This window comes from Secundilactobacillus yichangensis (assembly GCF_016861565.1).
GTDB lineage: Bacteria > Bacillota > Bacilli > Lactobacillales > Lactobacillaceae > Secundilactobacillus > Secundilactobacillus yichangensis.
Genome location: NZ_BOLK01000004.1, coordinates 214,436 through 233,958 on the forward strand (window position 1 = coordinate 214,436; position 19,523 = coordinate 233,958).

Annotated in this window: 18 protein-coding genes and 1 other annotated feature; of the genes, 17 read left to right on the plus strand and 1 reads right to left on the minus strand. The window is 44.1% G+C overall.

What is annotated here, in order from left to right:
* Positions 1-9 precede the first annotated feature (9 nt).
* From JUE95_RS05550 to JUE95_RS05590, 9 genes are all read left to right on the plus strand, one after another.
* A complete protein-coding gene (locus JUE95_RS05550; RefSeq protein WP_203649802.1) occupies positions 10-1,320 on the plus strand; it encodes a bifunctional folylpolyglutamate synthase/dihydrofolate synthase in 1,311 nt (436 codons plus the stop codon).
* Between the two features lie 192 nt (positions 1,321-1,512).
* On the plus strand, positions 1,513-2,517 hold the full coding sequence (locus tag JUE95_RS05555) for a rod shape-determining protein (RefSeq protein WP_203649803.1): 1,005 nt from the start codon (positions 1,513-1,515) through the stop codon (positions 2,515-2,517).
* Positions 2,518-2,749: 232 nt separating this feature from the next.
* On the plus strand, positions 2,750-3,613 hold the full coding sequence (gene mreC, locus JUE95_RS05560; protein WP_203649804.1) for a rod shape-determining protein MreC: 864 nt from the start codon (positions 2,750-2,752) through the stop codon (positions 3,611-3,613).
* A gap of 10 nt (positions 3,614-3,623) precedes the next feature.
* Positions 3,624-4,148, plus strand: a complete 525-nt coding sequence (mreD, locus tag JUE95_RS05565; protein WP_203649806.1) for a rod shape-determining protein MreD — start codon at positions 3,624-3,626, stop codon at positions 4,146-4,148.
* A 15-nt stretch (positions 4,149-4,163) separates the two neighbouring features.
* On the plus strand, positions 4,164-4,826 hold the full coding sequence (locus JUE95_RS05570) for a septum site-determining protein MinC (protein ID WP_203649808.1): 663 nt from the start codon (positions 4,164-4,166) through the stop codon (positions 4,824-4,826).
* Positions 4,827-4,831: 5 nt separating this feature from the next.
* Complete coding sequence (minD, locus tag JUE95_RS05575; RefSeq protein WP_203649810.1) at positions 4,832-5,635, plus strand: septum site-determining protein MinD; 804 nt, start codon at positions 4,832-4,834, stop codon at positions 5,633-5,635.
* An 87-nt stretch (positions 5,636-5,722) separates the two neighbouring features.
* Positions 5,723-5,953, plus strand: a binding site (T-box leader).
* A gap of 158 nt (positions 5,954-6,111) precedes the next feature.
* Complete coding sequence (locus tag JUE95_RS05580; RefSeq protein ID WP_203649811.1) at positions 6,112-6,756, plus strand: amino acid ABC transporter permease; 645 nt, start codon at positions 6,112-6,114, stop codon at positions 6,754-6,756.
* A gap of 20 nt (positions 6,757-6,776) precedes the next feature.
* Positions 6,777-7,415 carry an amino acid ABC transporter ATP-binding protein gene (locus JUE95_RS05585; protein WP_203649813.1) on the plus strand — a complete coding sequence of 213 codons (639 nt, stop codon included), beginning with the start codon at positions 6,777-6,779 and terminating at the stop codon, positions 7,413-7,415.
* A gap of 15 nt (positions 7,416-7,430) precedes the next feature.
* Positions 7,431-8,291: an amino acid ABC transporter substrate-binding protein gene (locus tag JUE95_RS05590; protein ID WP_203649815.1), complete on the plus strand. Its 861-nt coding sequence runs from the start codon at positions 7,431-7,433 to the stop codon at positions 8,289-8,291.
* A gap of 57 nt (positions 8,292-8,348) precedes the next feature.
* On the opposite strand, the gene JUE95_RS05595 is transcribed toward JUE95_RS05590, so the two are convergent.
* Positions 8,349-9,704 (minus strand): aspartate kinase, encoded by a 1,356-nt coding sequence (locus JUE95_RS05595; RefSeq protein WP_203649816.1) that lies wholly within the window; start codon positions 9,702-9,704, stop codon positions 8,349-8,351.
* Between the two features lie 279 nt (positions 9,705-9,983).
* On the opposite strand from JUE95_RS05595, the gene yfmF reads away from it, so the two are divergent.
* The 8 genes from yfmF (at position 9,984) to JUE95_RS05635 (ending at position 19,516) form a co-directional block, all read left to right on the plus strand.
* Entirely contained in the window at positions 9,984-11,243 is a 1,260-nt protein-coding gene (yfmF, locus tag JUE95_RS05600; RefSeq protein ID WP_203649819.1) for an EF-P 5-aminopentanol modification-associated protein YfmF, read from the plus strand.
* Positions 11,240-12,526, plus strand: a complete 1,287-nt coding sequence (gene yfmH, locus JUE95_RS05605; protein WP_203649820.1) for an EF-P 5-aminopentanol modification-associated protein YfmH — start codon at positions 11,240-11,242, stop codon at positions 12,524-12,526. Before yfmF ends, yfmH begins: the two co-directional genes overlap by 4 nt.
* A gap of 113 nt (positions 12,527-12,639) precedes the next feature.
* Positions 12,640-13,605, plus strand: a complete 966-nt coding sequence (locus JUE95_RS05610) for a helix-turn-helix domain-containing protein (RefSeq protein ID WP_203649821.1) — start codon at positions 12,640-12,642, stop codon at positions 13,603-13,605.
* A gap of 60 nt (positions 13,606-13,665) precedes the next feature.
* Positions 13,666-14,253, plus strand: coding sequence for a CDP-diacylglycerol--glycerol-3-phosphate 3-phosphatidyltransferase (gene pgsA, locus JUE95_RS05615; RefSeq protein ID WP_203649822.1), 588 nt, complete (start codon positions 13,666-13,668; stop codon positions 14,251-14,253).
* A 78-nt stretch (positions 14,254-14,331) separates the two neighbouring features.
* Entirely contained in the window at positions 14,332-15,579 is a 1,248-nt protein-coding gene (locus JUE95_RS05620) for a competence/damage-inducible protein A (RefSeq protein ID WP_203649823.1), read from the plus strand.
* Between the two features lie 89 nt (positions 15,580-15,668).
* Positions 15,669-16,772, plus strand: a complete 1,104-nt coding sequence (recA, locus tag JUE95_RS05625) for a recombinase RecA (protein WP_203649824.1) — start codon at positions 15,669-15,671, stop codon at positions 16,770-16,772.
* A 256-nt stretch (positions 16,773-17,028) separates the two neighbouring features.
* Entirely contained in the window at positions 17,029-18,588 is a 1,560-nt protein-coding gene (gene rny, locus JUE95_RS05630; RefSeq protein ID WP_203649825.1) for a ribonuclease Y, read from the plus strand.
* A 124-nt stretch (positions 18,589-18,712) separates the two neighbouring features.
* Positions 18,713-19,516, plus strand: a complete 804-nt coding sequence (locus JUE95_RS05635; protein WP_203649826.1) for a TIGR00282 family metallophosphoesterase — start codon at positions 18,713-18,715, stop codon at positions 19,514-19,516.
* Positions 19,517-19,523 lie beyond the last annotated feature (7 nt).

Genomic DNA, 19,523 nt, shown 5'->3' on the forward strand with positions numbered 1-19,523 from the left:
TTGATAGTCATGGTGGAGAATTACGATGAGGCGTTAAGTTTTATTCACGGCCGGACGAAGTTTAAGAAAAGCGATCATTTGAACCGGATGCGGAAATTCTTGAAATTGCTGGGCGACCCGCAAAAGGAACTTAAAGCGATTCACGTTGCCGGAACCAACGGAAAGGGGTCGACCGTTGCCTATTTGCGGGATCTGTTAATGTCGCAAGGCTACACGGTAGGGACCTTTACGTCACCGTTCTTAGTTCGGTTTAACGAGCGCATTTCAATCGATGGGCAACCTATTTCTGATTCTGAACTGGTTAAACTAGTTAACCGGGTGCAGCCCGTAGTCGCTGACCTGGATGCCCATTATCCAGAAGGCGGCCCGACGGAGTTTGAAATCATTACCGCAATGATGTTTCTTTATTTCAAGACTAACGTTGACGTGGCCGTGGTCGAAGTTGGCATTGGCGGATTACTGGATTCAACCAACGTCTTTACGCCGGCCGTTTCAGTGATCACAACGATTGGGTTTGACCACATGAAGATCCTGGGGAACACGTTACCGGAGATTGCCGCGCAAAAAGCCGGGATTATCAAGCCAACTGTTCCCGTAGTGGTTGGCCGCTTGCCGGAGTCGGCAATGCAGGTGATGGAAAAGACGGCAGCCGCAAACCACAGTCCACTTTATCGATTGGAACACGAGGTAACGGTTACGATTAAGTCCGAGGCCGGCTGGCAGGAGAAGTTTGATTATCAGTTTAAAGATCAATTGTTTAAGGGCTTAAAAATCAGTATGCTGGGTGATTATCAAGTGGATAATGCCAGCTGCGCACTAACCGCCTTTATCCTGTATCAGCGACAGCAGCACCAAGCGGTCAACCAGTCGGATGCTGCCCGTTCGCTGGCGCAAACCGTTTGGGCAGGCCGTTTCGAGCCCATTAACCAGGAGCCGCTGATCGTGATCGATGGTGCGCATAACGAACCAGCTATTGAAGAGCTGACGGCCCTTTTAAAGCAGCGGTTCAGTGATAATGAGATTTACATTTTATTTGGTGTTCTGGCAGATAAGCAGCATGACAAGATGCTGGCTACCTTGCGGACCGTTTCCAACTTACACATTGTGCTGACTACTTTCCAGGGACCAGGGACCCGTGCGGTGACTGATCCTGAAGAGTTAGCTGCGCAGTATCAAAACGACGATCGAATTGAAGTAATTGACAACTGGCAACTGGCAATTGGCACTATTTCGCAGCGGATGTCAGCTGAAGATTTATTCCTGATTACCGGGTCACTCTACTTCATTTCTGACGTGCGGGCATTCTTCAAAGAGCCTTAATACATTATCCTTATATATGTAATGTTTAAATTCTTTTAAATAACAAATTAATACTTGCCAGACTGACCTATAATTGGTTATGCTTTTAATCGGCGAGTAGTTATTAAATTTTCGAGGTATGGTATAATAACACCTAGCAAATTAACAAGCAATCAAACGAGTGATTGTGGCTAAATGAAGGGATGAAACAGATTGTTCGGATTAGGAACTAAAAACATTGGTATCGATCTTGGGACAGCCAACACGATCGTCTACGTAGACGGTAAGGGTATCGTTTTACGCGAACCTTCAGTTGTCGCTAAGAATTCGAAGACCGGCGAAATTGTTTCAGTCGGTGAAGATGCAAGAGCAATGATTGGGCGGACACCAGCGAGTATCGTTGCCATTCGGCCAATGAAGGACGGCGTTATCGCTGACTATGATACAACCGTTGCCATGATGAAATACTACATTCAAAAAACGTTAGGCAGCTCAAACGGCAAGCCTTACGTCATGGTTTGTGTGCCTAGTGGTGTTACAGAAGTGGAAAAACGTGCTGTGATTGATGCAACCCGCGTGGCTGGCGCCCGCGATGCATACGTACTTGAAGAACCATTTGCTGCTGCAATCGGTGCGGGGCTTCCCGTTATGGATCCAACTGGTAGCATGGTTGTGGATATTGGTGGCGGAACCACTGATGTTGCCACTATTTCACTTGGCGGTATCGTTTCAAGCCGTTCAATCAGAATGGCCGGTGACAAACTGGACGAAGCAATCGTTGCCTACGTTCGTCAGCACTTTAACTTGCTGATTGGTGAGCGGACTGCTGAACAGTTGAAGTGGGACATTGGTTCTGCTTCTAAGGAAGCTGTTAAAGCTGACGATGGCGCATCAATCAGAGGCCGTGACCTCATTACAGGTTTGCCTAAGACAATTGATGTTTCAGCTGTGGATATTGCTGAAGCAATTCACGAACCAGTTGAAGAGATCATTGGAGCAGTTAAAGAGACGCTTGAAGAAACATCCCCTGAAATTGCAGCTGATGTGATTGATCACGGGATTGTTCTGACCGGCGGCGGTGCTTTATTGCACAATTTACCAGACGTTATCGCGGATGCAACTAAGGTACCAGTATTTATTGCTAACGACCCACTTGACTGTGTCGCTATTGGTACTGGTGAATCGCTTAAATCCATCGACGTCATGAAAAAGAAATAGCATTCGGGAGTGAGGCATTGGTTCTGGTTAATCGTTGGATGCGGTCAGTTTAGTATTTAACAATTAGGAACACCTCAAGCCGTGTAAGCAAATAATTCCGTATGTTCATTTTCCGAACATACGGAATTATTTACTTACAGGTAGTCAGGAAGATGCCATACTTTTTTATGTTTAATGTAAAAAGAGAACGAGTCAGTATTTCGGCTCACTCTCCAATCACTGGAGGACGATCATGAATAAATTCTTTTCAAACCGACGATTAGTGATTGTGATTGTTTGTCTAATTGTCAGTTTTGGGTTAATGAGTGTCTCCGTTGCCATTCGCAACAAACGTTCGACACCACCGATGATTCAACAGTTTGGCAACGATGTTGTCGGGTTAGTTAACCGCGTCGTTGCTTGGCCTGTTAATGGCCTGAAAGGTTCGGTTACCGGCTTTTCTGATTTAATGAATACGTATCAGGAAAACCAACGGCTAAAGGGCCAAGTCCAAGAACTGGCACAGACTAAAGTTCATGATCAAGCAATCAGTCAAGAAAATAAAAAGCTAAAAAAAGAACTCAAGTTAGACCATGCATTGACGGACTATTCACCAGTTAATGCAACGGTCATTGCCCGAACCCCTTCGGCATGGCAAAATCAAGTGATCATCGACAAAGGTAGTGCCGCGGGAATTAAGAAGAGTATGCCTGTATTGTCAGGATCAGGGATTGTTGGCCGAATTTCTGAGGTCAACCGGACAAACAGTAAAGTTGAACTGATTTCAAACAGCAGTGAAGCCGCTAACCGGTTTGCTGTGACGATTACCAATAAGTCCGGTCAAAGTGTCCATGGAATTGTTTCGGGTTATAACCGTGATAAGAACCTTATCGAAATGGGTAACGTTACTTCTAAGACTAAGATTGAAAAGGGCGACAAAGTTTCAACCAGTGGCCTGGGCGGCGTGATGCCTTCTGGTCTGTTTGTCGGTACCGTGGCAAGTACTGGAACTGATAATTATGGTTTAGCAGCGAAAATTTCAATTAAACCCGCAACCAACTTATCTGAATTAAGCGTTGTGACGGTAGCTGTTCGACAAGCTCAAACAACCAATTAAGGAGGCAACTATGTTACGAGTAACTAAATTACGTTACGGCTTTCCGATTGGGTTGTTCCTGTTTTTCTATTTAGACGGAATTTTAGGGGCGGCGTTTCCACGGCAGCTGTTTAGCGTGCCATATTCCATGAGCAGCTATCTGGTTGTTTTGTGGCTAGTGTTTGCCGTTTTCTTTGAAGATCAAATTCAGATTCCGCTAACCATCTGGGCGGCAATTGCAGGTGGACTGTTCGATGTTTATTACACGGGTATTTGGGGTATCTTTGTATTTGTTTTTCCAATTGTGGTTGCACTGACGAGGGCTTGTTATAAAGCCTTCCCAATTAACTTTTTGAGTGGTTTGCTGGTTTATTTTATCGACATCACTGTAATTTGCAGCCTGAGTTACTTTGGTAATTTAGTCGTGCATATGACCACTGCGTCATTTACGGATATGATGGTCGATTCGTTAGCACCAACGTTGGCTTATAATTTAGCCGCTTATGTCATACTATATTTTCCGGTGCAATGGTTATTCAATCGTTTGAGGAATTAAAAAGGGGTCGGGAGTATGCAAGCTGTAGTGTTACGTGGTAATCAGGATGGTTATCAACTTGTGTTGGATCAAGCAGCTAGTTTTAGAGAGATCAAGAAGACACTTAGGGAACTTCTTGATAATTTAGCAGCCGATTCTAATGCCACCAATCAAATCAGTTTTGACGTGCTTAGTAATCAACGTTTATTGACTGCTGAGCAAAATAAAGAATTAGAACAGATTTTTAGTGAATACGAACATTTTCAGATTCATAAGGTGATTCCAGACGTGATCACCATTGAGGATGCTATTCATTTAAAAGAACAGGATAACGTTCATTTAGCAACGCAGACGATTCGTAATGGACAGACGCTGGAGATGAAGGGCGACGTTCTGTATCTGGGGTTGATTAATGAAGGCGGACGCCTATTAACTACTGGTAATATCTATATCATGGGAACCGTTTTGGGCATTTTACAAGCCGGTTATCCTAGCGGTGAAGATAAAGTGGTAATCGGTGATCTGCAGCACGCTCAACAAGTTCGGATTGGTGAACAAATCAGTATTGTAGAAACTGACCAACCAGCAAAAGGCAGTCAGACCGTTGCGTACGTGAACGATTTACACGTGCTTGAATATGGTCAATTAAGTGATTTAAAGACGATTAATCCGAAGATTTATCACCGAATGGGAGGCTAACGAAGATGGGAAAATCAATTGTAATCACCTCTGGTAAGGGGGGTGTCGGCAAGACAACTTCCAGTGCCAATATTGGAACCGCTCTAGCCTTAATGGGGAAGCGGGTCTGTTTAGTAGATTTAGATATTGGCCTGAGAAACCTGGACGTTGTGCTGGGGTTAGATAACCGCATTATCTTTGATATTGTTGACGTTGTCGAAGGTCGTGCCAAACTTGCCCAGGCGCTAGTTAAAGACAAGCGCTTTGATGACTTGCTGTACCTGTTGCCAGCTGCTCAAAACACCGATAAAACAGCTTTGACTGAAGATCAGGCTAAAGCAATTGTGGACGAACTGAAAAAGGAATTCGATTACGTCTTGATCGACTGCCCTGCAGGTATTGAACAGGGCTTTCTTAACGCAATTGCGGGTGCTGATGCAGCCATTATCGTGACTACCCCAGAAATTTCCGCGGTTCGTGACGCTGATCGCGTAGTTGGTTTATTAGAGAAAAACCCGTTAAAAGAAGAATCACACTTGATTATCAACCGGATCCGCAGTCATATGATGGCTGATGGCGAAGCGATGGATATTGATGAAATTACACATCACCTCGGGGTACCGCTTTTGGGAATCGTTTTGGATGATGATGAGGTTATTGCAACTTCCAATCGCGGTGAGCCTATTGTGCTGGAGTCTGAGAACCCTGCTGGTCACGGTTATCGGGATATCGCCCGTCGTTTGGAAGGCGAAACGGTGCCGCTGATGAAAATTCAACAGCCGAAAACCGGCTTCTGGTCTAAGATTAGTCGCTGGTTCTCCCGCGGATAACGGTTAGAATTTGAATTTACGGTTCGATTTAATCGAATGCGAGTTGACAAGGAATATATTTAAGATATAATGAGAACTAATCTAATAAAACAAACGTTGATCAGACTAGTAGTTAAATTTAATTAATCAGAGAACCCGCGCAGGTGAGAACCGGGCAATTAAGTTTGATGAATCACATCTGGGAGTTGACTCTTTGAACAAAGTAGGAGAGCTCCGGTAAGCTCGTTATCGCTGAAGTTTATTATATAAACTTACTGAGGTTGGCTGTGTGAGCAGTCAGCGAATCAGAGGTGGAACCGCGAAATTATCGTCCTCTTAGCTTAATTGCTAAGAGGACTTTTTAATTTCATTAATAAACTTTGTGAGGATTGCTGTGCAAGCAGTAATCGAATTAGAGGTGGAACCGCGATATTGTCGCCCTCTTGAACTGTTAGTCAGCTCAAGAGGGCTTTTTTTATTAAGAAGGGGGAGACATTATGTTACATTATGTATCTGAAATTTTACCGTCACTGCTGAGTGGTGCCTGGATGACCATCAAAATTTTCTTCTGGACATTGATTGCTTCGATACCGCTTGGTATTCTGGCTAGTTTAGGGTTAACGTCAAGAATTGCACCGCTTCGCTGGATTTTAAAATTCTACGTTTGGCTCATGCGGGGCACGCCACTGTTACTGCAATTAATTTTCGTCTTTTATGGGCTGCCGATTATTGGTATTATCTTCCAACGTTATGATGCCGCATTATTTGCATTTATTTTGAATTACACAGCCTACTTTGCTGAAATCTTCCGTGGTGGTTTTCAAGCGATTGACCAGGGCCAGTATGAAAGTGCTCGGGTACTTCGATTGACTCGTGGTCAAACACTTCGAAAGATTGTGATCCCGCAAGTGATCAAGATCGTTGTGCCATCCATTGGGAATGAAACAATTAACTTGATCAAGGATTCATCGTTAGTTTACGTTATTGGCTTGGGCGATCTGCTGCGTGCCGGAAACGTTGCGACTGCAAGAGACGTCACGTTATTGCCACTAGTCTTAGTTGGTGTGATTTACTTGCTGATGACTGCCGTTGCTACTTACGCTTTACGTAAAGTGGAGCAGCACTACCGGGTATGGCGATAAGTTAGAGAGGGGAAACGCATATGCTAGAACTTAAAAATATTAAAAAGCAATTTAGCGGTCGTACCATTTTAGATAATTTCAACATGCAGGTGCCGGATGGTCAGATTACTTCAATCGTTGGACCTTCAGGGGCAGGTAAAACCACTTTATTACGTTGCATTAGTGGCTTGGAAAAAACTAATTCAGGGACCTTCATTTTGGATGGGAAGACCTTTGATCCGGCAAATAACCGCGACAATGACAATGTTATTGGGGTTGTTTTCCAAGATTTCCAGCTGTTTCCAAATTTGACGGTGTTAGATAACATTACTTTGGCACCGCAATTAGTGTTGAAGCAGTCAAAGGCTGAAGCTGAAAAGCGGGCCCAGGAGCTGATCGATCAGCTTAACTTGACTGGTAAGGAAGGTTTGTATCCTTACCAGTTATCAGGCGGTCAAAAGCAACGGGTTGCCATCGTGCGGGCTTTAGCAATGAATCCGAAGATTCTTTGCTATGATGAACCAACCAGTGCATTGGATCCGGATTTACGTCACACGGTCGAAAACATTATTCTTGGCTTAAAGAAGGATAATATGACACAAATTGTTGTTACTCATGATATGGAATTTGCGAAAAATATCGCGGATCAAATTGTTCGTGTTGAACCGATTAAAGCTTAGTGGGGAGGAATAAGCATGAAAAAAAGCATGAAGAAAATTTGGCTTTGCCTGATCATGCTGGTCTGCACCGTCTCACTATTGTCTGGTTGCAGCGGTGTCAGTGTTGGTAAGCGGGCTAATCATGTCGATAACTGGAACCGAATCCAAAAGCGCGGTTTCGTTACTGTCGGATTAGATGATACCTTCGTACCGATGGGATTCCGGCAAAAGAGCGGCAAACTGGTCGGTTATGATGTTGACTTGGCAAGAGCCTTGTTCAAACTTTATGGTATCAAGGTCAGCTTCCAGTCAATCGACTGGTCAATGAATGCCACTGAACTGAATAATGGGACCATTGACCTGATTTGGAACGGGTATTCTAAGACGCCTCAACGGGAAAAGAAAGTGGCTTTCAGTGACACTTATCTCCAAAATGACCAGACGCTGGTATCTCTCAGGAAGAATCACGTTAATTCATTTGCAGACATGCAGGGAAAGACTTTGGGTGCCCAAGCCGGTTCATCAGGCGCACAGGATATTAGTCAGTATCCTAGCATGCTGAAGAATCGGATCAAGGGCAAGTCACCCGTACTGTACGATTCGTTTACTAACGCGTTTATTGATTTAAATGCCGGCCGGATTCAAGGGATGATCATTGATTCGACCTATGCCGGTTATTACATCAATCACGAAAGCAATCCGAAAGACTACAAGATTACTAACGGTTCATTCCCGAAGGAACAATTCGGTGTTGGGATGCGTAAAACCGATGTTACCATGCGACACAAAATCAACCGTGGGTTAAAGATCTTAGCTAAAAATGGCACTTTGGCTAAAATCAATCACAAGTGGTTTGGTAACAGTGCTGATTCACCGTTGCTGAAAAATAATAAGTAGCGTATAAAAAAATCGCTTAGTACTTCAAAATAAGTACTAGGCGATTTTTTTTACGGTTTATAAATCAGGGAAAAAGGTATCATACAGTGCTTTAATGGCGACTTTGGCTTCATCTTGCTTAATGCCAAACATCATGGAGATTTCTGAAGCACCCTGGTTCACCATGATCAGTTTGACGTTTTGACGTGCCAGTGCGTCAGTTGCTTTAGACATGATGCCAGTACGGTTAGCCATGCCTTCACCAACGACCATGAGCAGTGCATAGTTGTGGGAAATATGGATTTCGTCTGGCCGTAAGGCAATAACTAGTTCGCGGATCAGCGTATCTTCCAGTTCGGGAGTCAGCTGATCTTGTCGCATAATGACCGTCAGATCATCGATCCCAGAGGGCATGTGTTCGTATGACAGGTCGTATTCAGCAAGTAATTTAAGGATTTTTTGCGAAAAACGTTTTTTATCCAGCATGTATTTTCGAATATAAATGCCGCAGAAGTTCGGTGAACTGGCAATTCCTGAGACGGGGTACGCCGGATTGACCCGCTTGTGCGAAGTGATGGACGTTCCCCGTTCACTAGGATGGTTGGTGTTTTTAACCACTACTTGAATATCACCTTGAATAGCTGGGATCAGCGCTTCATCGTGGAAAACGGAAAAGCCGGCATAGGATAGTTCACGCATTTCTCGGAAGGTCATGTTATGAATGGCAATCGGGTGGTGGACAACCTGTGGATTGGCAGCGTAGATTGCGTCGACGTCAGTAAAGTTTTCGTACCGTTTGGCGTGAACACCACGAGCAATAATGGCACCCGTGATGTCGGAACCGCCCCGGGAAAAGGTACAAATCTGTCCCTGATCGTTATAGCCAAAAAAGCCGGGGATAACGCGGACCAGCTTACTGTCTGCCCATTCACTGATTCGTTCGTAACTGCTAGGGATGATCTCAGCGTCGTCTGGTGAGTCCGTAACGACTAAACCAGCGTCTTTAGGATCCAGAAACTTAGCGTTGACACCAGCAGCTTTCAGCACTTGAGCAATCAAAACGGCATTCATTTTTTCACCGTGCGCTTTGAAGGCTGCCATCAGGTAAGCATCATCTTGATAATCAAGATGTGGCAGGTTTAAAATGGTATTTTTGATTTGTTCAAAAGCGGCTTGGGGAATCTTAAAAGCGGTGGCAATCTCTTCGTAGCGGGCAATGATCTGTCCGGTAATGGTCTCGCTGGGTTCATCATTCAGGGTTGCTTTGGCGTATTGAATCAGCAAGTCGGTCACTTTGATATCACCATCAAAACGTTTTCCAGGTGCCGAAACAACGACGAAACGACGCTGATCGTCGGCCTTAATAATATTAACCACCTTGCTGACTTGAGCAGAGTTGGCTAGGGAACTTCCCCCGAACTTCACGACTTTCATTACGATTCCTCCTACTGACTTGATTTAACATTAAGAATAGCAAAGAAGTTGGTTAAAACGCAAGCTGACCCCAAAAATTTAAACTGGTAGGAAGTAGAACCCAACTGTTTTAATTCACCGGATTTCTTCAGTAACGAGTTTACCAGATAACGGAACGTTCACAATTAAGTTTTAATCAGAAAGTTATGACAATTAATTTTAATTTTTCAATCCAAAAGGGTGGCGTTTTAGCTATAAATCATCTAATATGGTTTGGTAATGTCCAAAGGAGGGCTAAAATTGCCAAAGCAATTAGCAAAGGGCGTGTGGTTAAACGTCATTCCAACGACCCAATTTAAAACCATCAGTATGACGGTTGATTTTATCGCACCTGGCAACGTTCAGGAACTATCCAACCGAATTTTATTAGCACAGCTGCTTGAAACCAGCAGTGCTCAATATCCAACACAGACTTCGTTAGCACAGAAATTATCGATGATGTATGGCGCCAGTTACGGCGTGAACGTTTTTCGTTATGGGCTGCAGGAAGGCCTGCGTTTTTCAAGTACCATTATTAACGATCACTTTATTGGCGGTGAATCACTGCTGGCCGAAATGGTGGCCTTTTTACACAGCGTGATTTATCAGCCGCTGATTAAAAATGATGCCTTTGAACCGGTTACGTTTACCCGTCAAAAGCAAAACTTAATGGCTTACTTAAAGTCTTTAAACGATGACAAGCAGTACTACGCTGAGCAGCAGTTAAGCCAGCTCTACTTTAAAAACGAACCGTTTTTTGCCACCAGCCTTTACGGTGACGCACAAACCATTAACGCAATTTCCGCGAAGAGTCTATACGTAATTTATCAAAAACTGCTCGCAACCAATCAAATTCAAATTACGGTAGCTGGCGACGTCTCGGAGACCAATTTAGTCAGTGCCTTAGAAGATTGGCAGTTAGCTGATCGTCAGATTGCTGATTCAGAATTGATCTATCGGCGTCCCCAAGCTGAAATGGTGTCAAAAACTGAGGGGCAGCCATTGCAGCAGTCCAAACTTAACATGGCGTATAAACTGCCCGTTTATTATCGGGAGACGGACTTCTATAAAGCGTTAGTGTTTAACGGCTTATTTGGCGGCACGCCAATTTCAATGCTGTTTAAAAACGTCCGTGAAAAGAACAGCCTGGCTTACTATGCTTCCAGCCGCTTTGACGGCTTTACCGGCACGCTGCTGGTGCAGACTGGCATTGACCAGTCCAATGAATCAGCGGTTAAAGCGATTATTGCTGAACAGTTGGATGCAATTGCCAACGGTCAGTTCAGTGATGAAGTGTTTGACCAAGTCGTTGCCAGTCTGATCAACGGCAGAGAATCACGGTTGGATTCTCAACGTGCGCTGGTCAATCAAGCAATGCTTGATCAGCTGCTCCATAGCACTGTCAGTGCAGCTGACTGGGTCAAGCAGATCAAACGGGTTACTAGAGAAGATGTTGCAAAGATGGCCAAACAGGTTCATCTGCAAGCAGTCTACTTTTTGAAGGGAGAGGACGCCAAATGAAACAGCAGCACTACTCAGATTTAGGCGAAACGCTCTACTCAGAAACTTTAAGTAACGGTTTACGCGTTTACTTATTGCCCAAGGCAGGCTTTCATAAAACCTATGCTGTAATGACCACTGACTACGGTTCAATTGATCAGTCCTTTGTTCCGCTGAATGGTACGGCACCGGTAACGCAGCCAGCAGGAATCGCCCATTTCTTGGAACACAAGATGTTTGAGAAAGCAGATCATGACGCGTTTGACACGTTTGCACATTTTGGTGGCAGTTCCAACGCGTTTACCAGTTTTACGCATACCAGTTATTTATTCTCAGCTACGCATCATCTAAAAGAAAATTTGGAAACGCTGCTGGATTTTGTTCAGGACCCGTACTTTACGGATCAAACCGTGAATAAGGAAAAGGGCATCATTGGCCAAGAAATTCAAATGTATGAGGATGATCCTAATTCGCGAGCTTACTTTGGTACGATTGCTAATCTTTATCCAAATCAGCCATTGGCGGATGATATTGCGGGTTCAATTGAATCAATCGATAAAATTAAGCCGGCTGACCTTTATTTAGCTCATCAGACGTTCTATCATCCAAGCAATATGAGCTTGTTTGTTGTGGGCCGCCTTGAGCCGGCTGAAACGTTGGAGTGGATTGCCGCTAATCAGAGTGGCAAGCAATTTGCCAAACCAGCGCCGATTCAACGGATCCTGCCGCCAGCATCACAGCAAATTATTGCGCATAAACAATTGCTGATGCCCGTTGAGCGGCCGAAAGTGACTATTGGTATTCGTGGAATGGATGAATTGCCAACCGGTCTTAACCGGCTGAAGTATGAAGATGCGCTTTCGCTTGGTTTTACGTTACTGTTAGGTGAAACGGCTCCCGACTTTTTGTCGTTGTATGATAAGGGCATCATCGATGATAGTTTCGGCTATAATATTGAACTGCAGCGCGGTGCGCATCACGTGATCATGGCGGGTGAGGCTGAGGATCCAGAGGCCTTTGAAACTGCAGTAACCGATATTTTGCATCATGCAACTGACAAATTGGCCGCTGCGGGCGATCGGTTTGAAGCCGTTCAGCGCGAGGCGATTGGCAGCACATTATCTTCGTTTAACTCGTTAGAAGCGATTGCCAACCAGTTTGACGACCGGTTATACGGCGACGCCAGTTTGTTTGACGAAGTCGGTGTGATCAAGGCGCTGAACATGGCGGATGTCATGCAGACCATGGAGCAGTTTATCAGTAAAGCTGGTATTAGCCTTCAAGAAATTGCTCCTGGTCATTAAGAAAGCTTTAAAAAGAAGCTGGACAGGAATTCATCATTAAATCATAGCGCGACGTATGCTATACTAATACTGAAATAACGAGACTTAATAGGTTAATAGGTGGAGAAAAATTTATGAGTGAAAATACTAAGTCAATTGGTGAAACGCTTCGTGACGCCCGAATCGCTAAAGGTTTTACCCTAGATGACCTTCAGCAGACGACAAAAATTCAAAAGCGGTACCTAATTGCAATTGAAGATGGTAAGTTTTCAGATTTACCCGGTGATTTTTACGTCCGTGCGTTCATTAAGCAATATGCACAGACCGTTGGTTTGGACGGTAACGAATTACTTAATGAATACAGTGATCAGCTGCCAAGTACTAAAACCCAGGAATATGTGGACCGGGTCAACGAGGAGAATCCCTCTACCCGATCGGCACAACGTAAGGTTGATGACCGAGCAGCTAAAATCAAGCGGCAAGTCCCAATTGTTGCTGCAGTAGTGGTTGTTGTGGCAGTTTTGATTGGAATCTGGTTAGCAACTACCCGAAGTTCACAGTCTAGCAACAAGTCCCAAAATGTGGATAGCAGTTCGGTTTCAGTATCGGGCAGCTCAGCTAAATCCAGTTCTTCAGCCAAGGCTTCCAGTAAGAAAGCTTCAGCTTCTTCGAAGAAGGTATCCAAGGCTAGCTTTAGTAAGGTTTCAACGTCTGGTACGGCAACTGTTTATACCATGAAAAACGCACCAAAGGTTAAAACCATTAAGATCAAGACGTCGAATAATGCTTGGGTATCCGTTACTTCTGCTGGGACTTCGGCCTTCCAGGGAACGGTAACTGCCGATAAAGTTCAGACAGTCAAGTTGAATGCCAACGCAACGTCGGTCACCCTGAATTTGGGTAACGCGCCCGACACTAAGATCAGTATTGGTGGCAAATTATTACCAATTTCAAAAGCTACCAGTTCTGCAACGACCGCTTCATCAACGACTGCATCGTCAGCGGCTGACTCAACGACTACTGGTACTGCCAGTTCAAGTTCCGCAACGTCAACGAATACGACTTCTCAGGTACAAAATATTACCGTACAATTTAAGTAATCAAAAAAGGTAAGCTGAATGGCTTGCCTTTTCTTGAGACATTTATCTGGAGGGAACACTGTGAATTTACCTAATAAATTAACAATCGGCCGGATTATTCTGATTCCAATCTTTCTGATTATTCTGGCGGTACCGATGGACTGGGGTTCAGTAGTCTGGTTATCAACGAGAATTCCAGTAACCCAAATTGTGGCTGCAATTGTTTTCGCGGTGGCATCAATAACGGATTTTCTGGACGGACAGATTGCTCGGCGGCGGCATTTAGTGACTAACTTCGGTAAGTTTGCTGATCCGCTGGCCGATAAGATGATTGTAATGACGGCTTTCGTTTTGTTAGTCCAAATGGGTCTAGCACCTGCTTGGGTCGTTGCAATCATTGTCTGCCGTGAATTAGCAGTTACCGGGTTACGCCTAATTATCGTTGAGAATAACGGTCGGGTCATGGCCGCGGCTTGGCCTGGTAAAATCAAGACCACCTCGCAGATGTTCAGTATTATTTTATTGCTGCTTAACAACGTTTTGTTTGCTAACTGGCATTTTCCATTGGGAACAATTTTACTTTACGTTTGCCTGTTCTTTACGATTTATTCAGGAATTGATTATTTTGTTAAGAACCGAAGCGTTTTTGCGGATTCGTTTAACGATTAATATGTAAAGGGCATACTCTTGAAACGGGAGTGGCCCTTTTTTGCTATAATGAAGAAGATTAGGACAGGAGGGTAAACTATGAACGCAGAAATTGTTGCTGTGGGTACTGAGTTATTGTTGGGTCAAATTGCCAATACAAACGGTGCGTATTTGGCTCAAAAGCTCGCTGAAATTGGTGTGAACGTTTATTACCAGACAGTCGTAGGTGATAATCCAGAGCGCCTTGAGAGTGTCTTAGAAGTTGCTGAGAAGCGTAGTGATTTGGTATTGACGATTGGCGGCCTTGGCCCCACTGAAGATGATTTGACTAAGCAAATTGTGGCTCGCCATTTAAATGAGCCGTTAGTAACTGATGAAGCTGCAAAGGTTAAAATTGATGACTATGCTGCAAAAAGCGGTCGAAATCAAACACCGAATAATGCCAAACAGGCTTTAAAAATTCAACATGCAATTAGTTTAACCAATCATAATGGATTTGCGGTAGGGGATCTCTATTTAAATCAGCAAGGGCCTAGTTATGTCTTATTGCCTGGTCCGCCAGCTGAATGCTTAATGATGATCGATCGAGAATTAATTCCCGAATTGAAAAAACATGGGCAGCAAAGTCACGTATTTAGTTCTAAGGTGATGCGATTTGTTGGTATCGGTGAATCCAAGCTGGTGACTGATCTGGCTGACTTGATCGACAATCAGACGAACCCAACCATTGCACCATACGCAAAAATGGCGGAGGTTACACTTCGAGTAACTGCTTCGGCGACGGATGAAAAGCAAGCTGATGAACTGATACAGGGTGTAGTTGATCAAATAATGGCCCGTGATGGTCAGTACTTTTACGGCTATGGTGATGACAATTCCCTTGCTAACGTGGTCGTTAATCAGCTCATTGATCGTCAGCTTTCTGTAACTGCGGCTGAAAGTCTGACTGCCGGTGAATTTCAGAGTACGATTGGCAGTATTTCAGGTGTCTCGGCGGTGTTCCCAGGTGGCTTTGTGACTTACGCAAACGAAGCTAAGCACCAATTATTGGAGATTCCAGCCAATGTTATCAACTCTCAAGGGGTTGTCAGCAAGTCGACAGCCATTTGGATGGCTAGACGGGCAAAGGAAAAGATGCAAACTGATATTGCAGTTTCCTTCACTGGCGTTGCTGGCCCAGATGAGCTGGAAGGACAGCCAGCTGGTACTGTCTGGATCGGTATTGCTTATCGGGATGAAGAACCTAAAGCCTACTTATATCACTTTACTAATGGGCGTCAGCAGGTTCGGGCACGGTCAGTAATGGCAGGATTGAATCTTATTCGTCAAAGATTAGCAGCCAACTAAAAATACGAACCTTTGTTCTATTTTTGCTTGCAATTTTGTGTTAAGAAAGGTATAGTTTATCTTGCAAATGGCTACTAAGGAGGAACTACATGGCTGACGAACGGCAAGCAGCGTTAGATGCTGCATTAAAGAAAATTGAAAAAAACTTTGGTAAAGGTTCTATCATGCGAATGGGTGATAAAGCTGATACTCAAATCTCAACGATTTCCAGTGGTTCACTAGCACTGGATAATGCATTGGGTGTGGGTGGTTATCCTCGGGGTAGAATCGTGGAAGTTTATGGGCCAGAAAGTTCTGGGAAGACGACTGTCGCATTGCATGCAGTTGCGGAAGTACAGAAAAATGGCGGTACGGCTGCTTATATTGATGCTGAAAATGCGTTAGACCCAGCATACGCCACTCATTTAGGGGTTAATATCGATGACCTGTTGCTTTCACAACCAGACACTGGTGAACAAGGTTTGGAAATTGCAGATGCACTGGTTGCAAGTGGTGCGGTTGACATGATCGTCGTCGATTCCGTAGCTGCTTTGGTTCCTCGAGCCGAAATTGATGGTGAAATGGGCGATGCTCACGTTGGGTTACAAGCCCGACTAATGTCTCAAGCGTTACGTAAATTGTCGGGATCTATCAATAAAACCAAGACGATCGCCATCTTTATCAACCAAATTCGTGAAAAAGTCGGTGTAATGTTTGGTAATCCTGAAACCACTCCCGGTGGTCGGGCTTTGAAATTCTACGCAACGATTCGTTTGGAAGTTCGGCGTGCAGAACAAATCAAAGAGGGAACCGATATTATCGGTAACCGAGTTCGGATCAAAGTGGTTAAGAACAAGGTTGCACCGCCATTCAAACGTGCTGAAGTCGACATTATGTACGGCACTGGTATTTCACAAACTGGTGAGTTAGTGGATATGGCTGTTGATAAGGATATCGTCAATAAGTCCGGTTCGTGGTATTCATACGGTGATGACCGCATTGGCCAGGGACGTGAGAATGCCAAGACTTACCTTGCAGAACATCCAGACGTTATGGCAGAGATTAGAACTAAGGTTCGAAAAGCCTATAATATGGATGGTGCTGAAGATGAACAAGATCAATCAACGGACGATAAGAACGTTGAAACTTTAGATCTTGAACCAAAGGGCTCAAAAGAATCCAAACCAACTAAAGCGAAACCTGCAAAGTCGTAATTTAAAATAAAAGTCCGAGAGGGATAACCTCTTGGACTTTTTTGATGTCAAAAACGGTAATAATATATCTCAGAATTCAGCTGGCTAATTTTGCCATTGTATTTTAATAAATTAATTTCTTCACTGTCGTTCACCACTCTTTTATTGACAGCGTTGCGACTTAACATTAGAATATTAGTTGTGTCAATAATCAATTTACATCTAAAAATTTACTGATTTAGCAATCAAAAAATTTTGATGATGCGGAGGTGGAATCATGGGTATTCCTGAAATAATCCTCGCAATCATCGCTATCGTTGTAGGTGCTGTCATCGGATACTTTGTCCATAAGTCAATTGTTGAACGCAATTTGGACGCAGCACACGAAACAGCACAAGGCATTTTAGCTGATGCGAAAAAGCAGGCTGAGACTGATACCAAAGAGGCTTTGCTTGAAGCCAAAGAGGAAGGTCATCGCTACCGGACAGAGGTTGAAAAGGATTTAAAACGGCAACGCGGAGAAGTCCAGAAACAAGAAGACCGGGTTTTGCAGCGAGAAGAAGCACTTGATCGTAAAGACAACGCTTTTCAAAAGCGTGAAGATGTTTTAGAACGCAAGGAAAATAAATTGAGTTCTGAACAGCAAAAACTAGCTAAATTACAGCAACAGGCGGACTCACTTGTTGAAAAACGGCAAGCAGCTGTGGAAGAAGCAGCCGCGCTTTCCAAAGAGGAAGCACAGTCCCTGATTATTAATGAAGCAAAGCAAGCGTTAAGTTCTGAACGCGCTAAGATGATTAAAGAATCTAATGAGAAAGCTGCTCAAGAAGCGGATTCGAAGGCGAAGGAATTAATCGTTCAAGCGATTCAACGAAGTGGAGCCGATATGGTATCAGATACCACGGTGTCGGTAGTTACACTTCCTAATGACGACATGAAGGGTCGCATCATCGGTCGTGAAGGCCGGAACATCAGAACCTTAGAAACTTTAACGGGTATCGATCTGATTATTGATGATACTCCAGAAGCCGTTGTTTTAAGTGGATTTGATCCAATTCGTCGAGAAGTCGCCAAGATTGCGTTAGAGAAACTCATTCAAGATGGTCGTATTCATCCAGCTCGTATTGAAGAGATGGTTGAAAAGGCCCGTAAGGAATTGGACGAGAAGATTCAAGATCTTGGAGAACAAACTGTCTTTGATTTGGGAATTCATTCGATGCATCCAGCGTTGATTAAACTGGTTGGTCAGATGAACTACCGGATCTCTTATGGTCAAAACGTATTAACGCATGCAATTGAAGTTGCTAAATTATCAGGAATTTTTGCCGCTGAGTTAGGTGAGGATGTCACACTAGCAAAACGCGCAGGATTATTACACGACATTGGTAAAGCGGTTGAAAATGACGTTGAAGACTCTCATGTTCAAATTGGGGTCGATTTAGCTAAGAAGTACAAAGAAAGTCCGGTTGTTATTGATTCAATCGCGGCTCACGAGTCAACGGCAGAACCTCACTACGTAATTTCTGAAATAGTGTCGGCTGCTAATACGATCTCGGCTTCTAGACCTGGAGCACGTAGCGATTCACTTGAAAGCTACATTCACAGATTAGAAAAGCTAGAAACGATTGCAGATGAATTTGACGGTGTAAAGAAGTCATTTGCCATTCAAGCAGGGCGCGAAGTTCGCGTAATCGTTAAACCAGATAAAATTTCAGATTTAGATGCTGTGACGCTGGCTCACGATATTAAGGAAAAGATTGAAAGTGACATGGATTATCCAGGTCACGTCAAGGTTTCTGTTATCCGTGAAGTCCGTTCAGTAGCATATGCTAAGTAGTTTTTAGCACAAGAATAAAGGTACCCTCAAGAACTGGCAACAGTACTTGAAGGTACTTTTTTATACCGCTAATGTGTTAAACTAAAACGTGTTGCAACATACTAAATTAGATTAGAGGATCAGCATGCGGATATTATTTATCGGAGACGTTGTCGGTGATCGTGGCGTCCAAATGATTCAAACTTATTTACCACAGTTAAAACGTGATTTAAAACCTCAGGCGACGATTGTGAACGGAGAAAATTCAACGCCAGTTGGCCGTGGTATTAGCCAAAAGATTTATAAACAGCTGCTAGCAAGCGGAGCCGATGTTGTCACCATGGGCAATCATACATGGGATAATAAGGAAATTTACGATTTTATCGACGATACGACCAAACTGGTCCGGCCAGCTAATTTTCCCGGTAAAGACGTGCCTGGTCGAGGCTGGACAAAACTTAAGGTTAACCAAGCGACACTAGCCGTAATCAACTTACAGGGACGGGTTTTTCTGCCACCGTTAGATGATCCCTTTGCCGCAGCGGATAAATTAGTGACAGAAATTAGAAAGGAGACGCCCGTGATTTTTGTGGACTTCCATGGTGAAGTGACCAGTGAAAAACGGGCTATCGCACTGTACTTGAAGGGGCGTGTCTCAGCTGTGGTTGGCACTCATACGCACGTGCAAACTAGTGATGCTCACGTCATCGATCATCAAACCGCGTTTATGACTGACGCCGGTATGACCGGGCCAGCTGCTGGTGTTTTAGGGATGCAGCCTGCCAGTGTAATTGCGCGTTTCCTTAATCAGCGGCCAGCGCGCTACGAAGTTGAGACCAGTGAACCAGGCATTATGTCTGGCTGTGTGATCGATGTGAATGACGAAACTGGCCATGCGACCAAGATTAAACCGGTTTTGATCGATCATGATCATCCGTATGATCGTTAAACTGCAA

What these genes read in the sequence shown, in the direction of transcription:
- JUE95_RS05620 (WP_203649823.1), top strand. Translation starts at nt 14,332, where the DNA reads ATGAACGCAGAAATTGTTGCTGTGGGTACTGAGTTATTGTTGGGTCAA.
- JUE95_RS05550 (WP_203649802.1), top strand. Translation starts at nt 10, where the DNA reads ATGGTGGAGAATTACGATGAGGCGTTAAGTTTTATTCACGGCCGGACG.
- JUE95_RS05610 (WP_203649821.1), top strand. Translation starts at nt 12,640, where the DNA reads ATGAGTGAAAATACTAAGTCAATTGGTGAAACGCTTCGTGACGCCCGA.
- mreC (WP_203649804.1), top strand. Translation starts at nt 2,750, where the DNA reads ATGAATAAATTCTTTTCAAACCGACGATTAGTGATTGTGATTGTTTGT.
- rny (WP_203649825.1), top strand. Translation starts at nt 17,029, where the DNA reads ATGGGTATTCCTGAAATAATCCTCGCAATCATCGCTATCGTTGTAGGT.
- JUE95_RS05595 (WP_203649816.1), bottom strand. Translation starts at nt 9,704, where the DNA reads ATGAAAGTCGTGAAGTTCGGGGGAAGTTCCCTAGCCAACTCTGCTCAA.
- minD (WP_203649810.1), top strand. Translation starts at nt 4,832, where the DNA reads ATGGGAAAATCAATTGTAATCACCTCTGGTAAGGGGGGTGTCGGCAAG.
- JUE95_RS05570 (WP_203649808.1), top strand. Translation starts at nt 4,164, where the DNA reads ATGCAAGCTGTAGTGTTACGTGGTAATCAGGATGGTTATCAACTTGTG.
- JUE95_RS05590 (WP_203649815.1), top strand. Translation starts at nt 7,431, where the DNA reads ATGAAAAAAAGCATGAAGAAAATTTGGCTTTGCCTGATCATGCTGGTC.
- JUE95_RS05580 (WP_203649811.1), top strand. Translation starts at nt 6,112, where the DNA reads ATGTTACATTATGTATCTGAAATTTTACCGTCACTGCTGAGTGGTGCC.
- mreD (WP_203649806.1), top strand. Translation starts at nt 3,624, where the DNA reads ATGTTACGAGTAACTAAATTACGTTACGGCTTTCCGATTGGGTTGTTC.
- yfmH (WP_203649820.1), top strand. Translation starts at nt 11,240, where the DNA reads ATGAAACAGCAGCACTACTCAGATTTAGGCGAAACGCTCTACTCAGAA.
- JUE95_RS05635 (WP_203649826.1), top strand. Translation starts at nt 18,713, where the DNA reads ATGCGGATATTATTTATCGGAGACGTTGTCGGTGATCGTGGCGTCCAA.
- recA (WP_203649824.1), top strand. Translation starts at nt 15,669, where the DNA reads ATGGCTGACGAACGGCAAGCAGCGTTAGATGCTGCATTAAAGAAAATT.
- JUE95_RS05585 (WP_203649813.1), top strand. Translation starts at nt 6,777, where the DNA reads ATGCTAGAACTTAAAAATATTAAAAAGCAATTTAGCGGTCGTACCATT.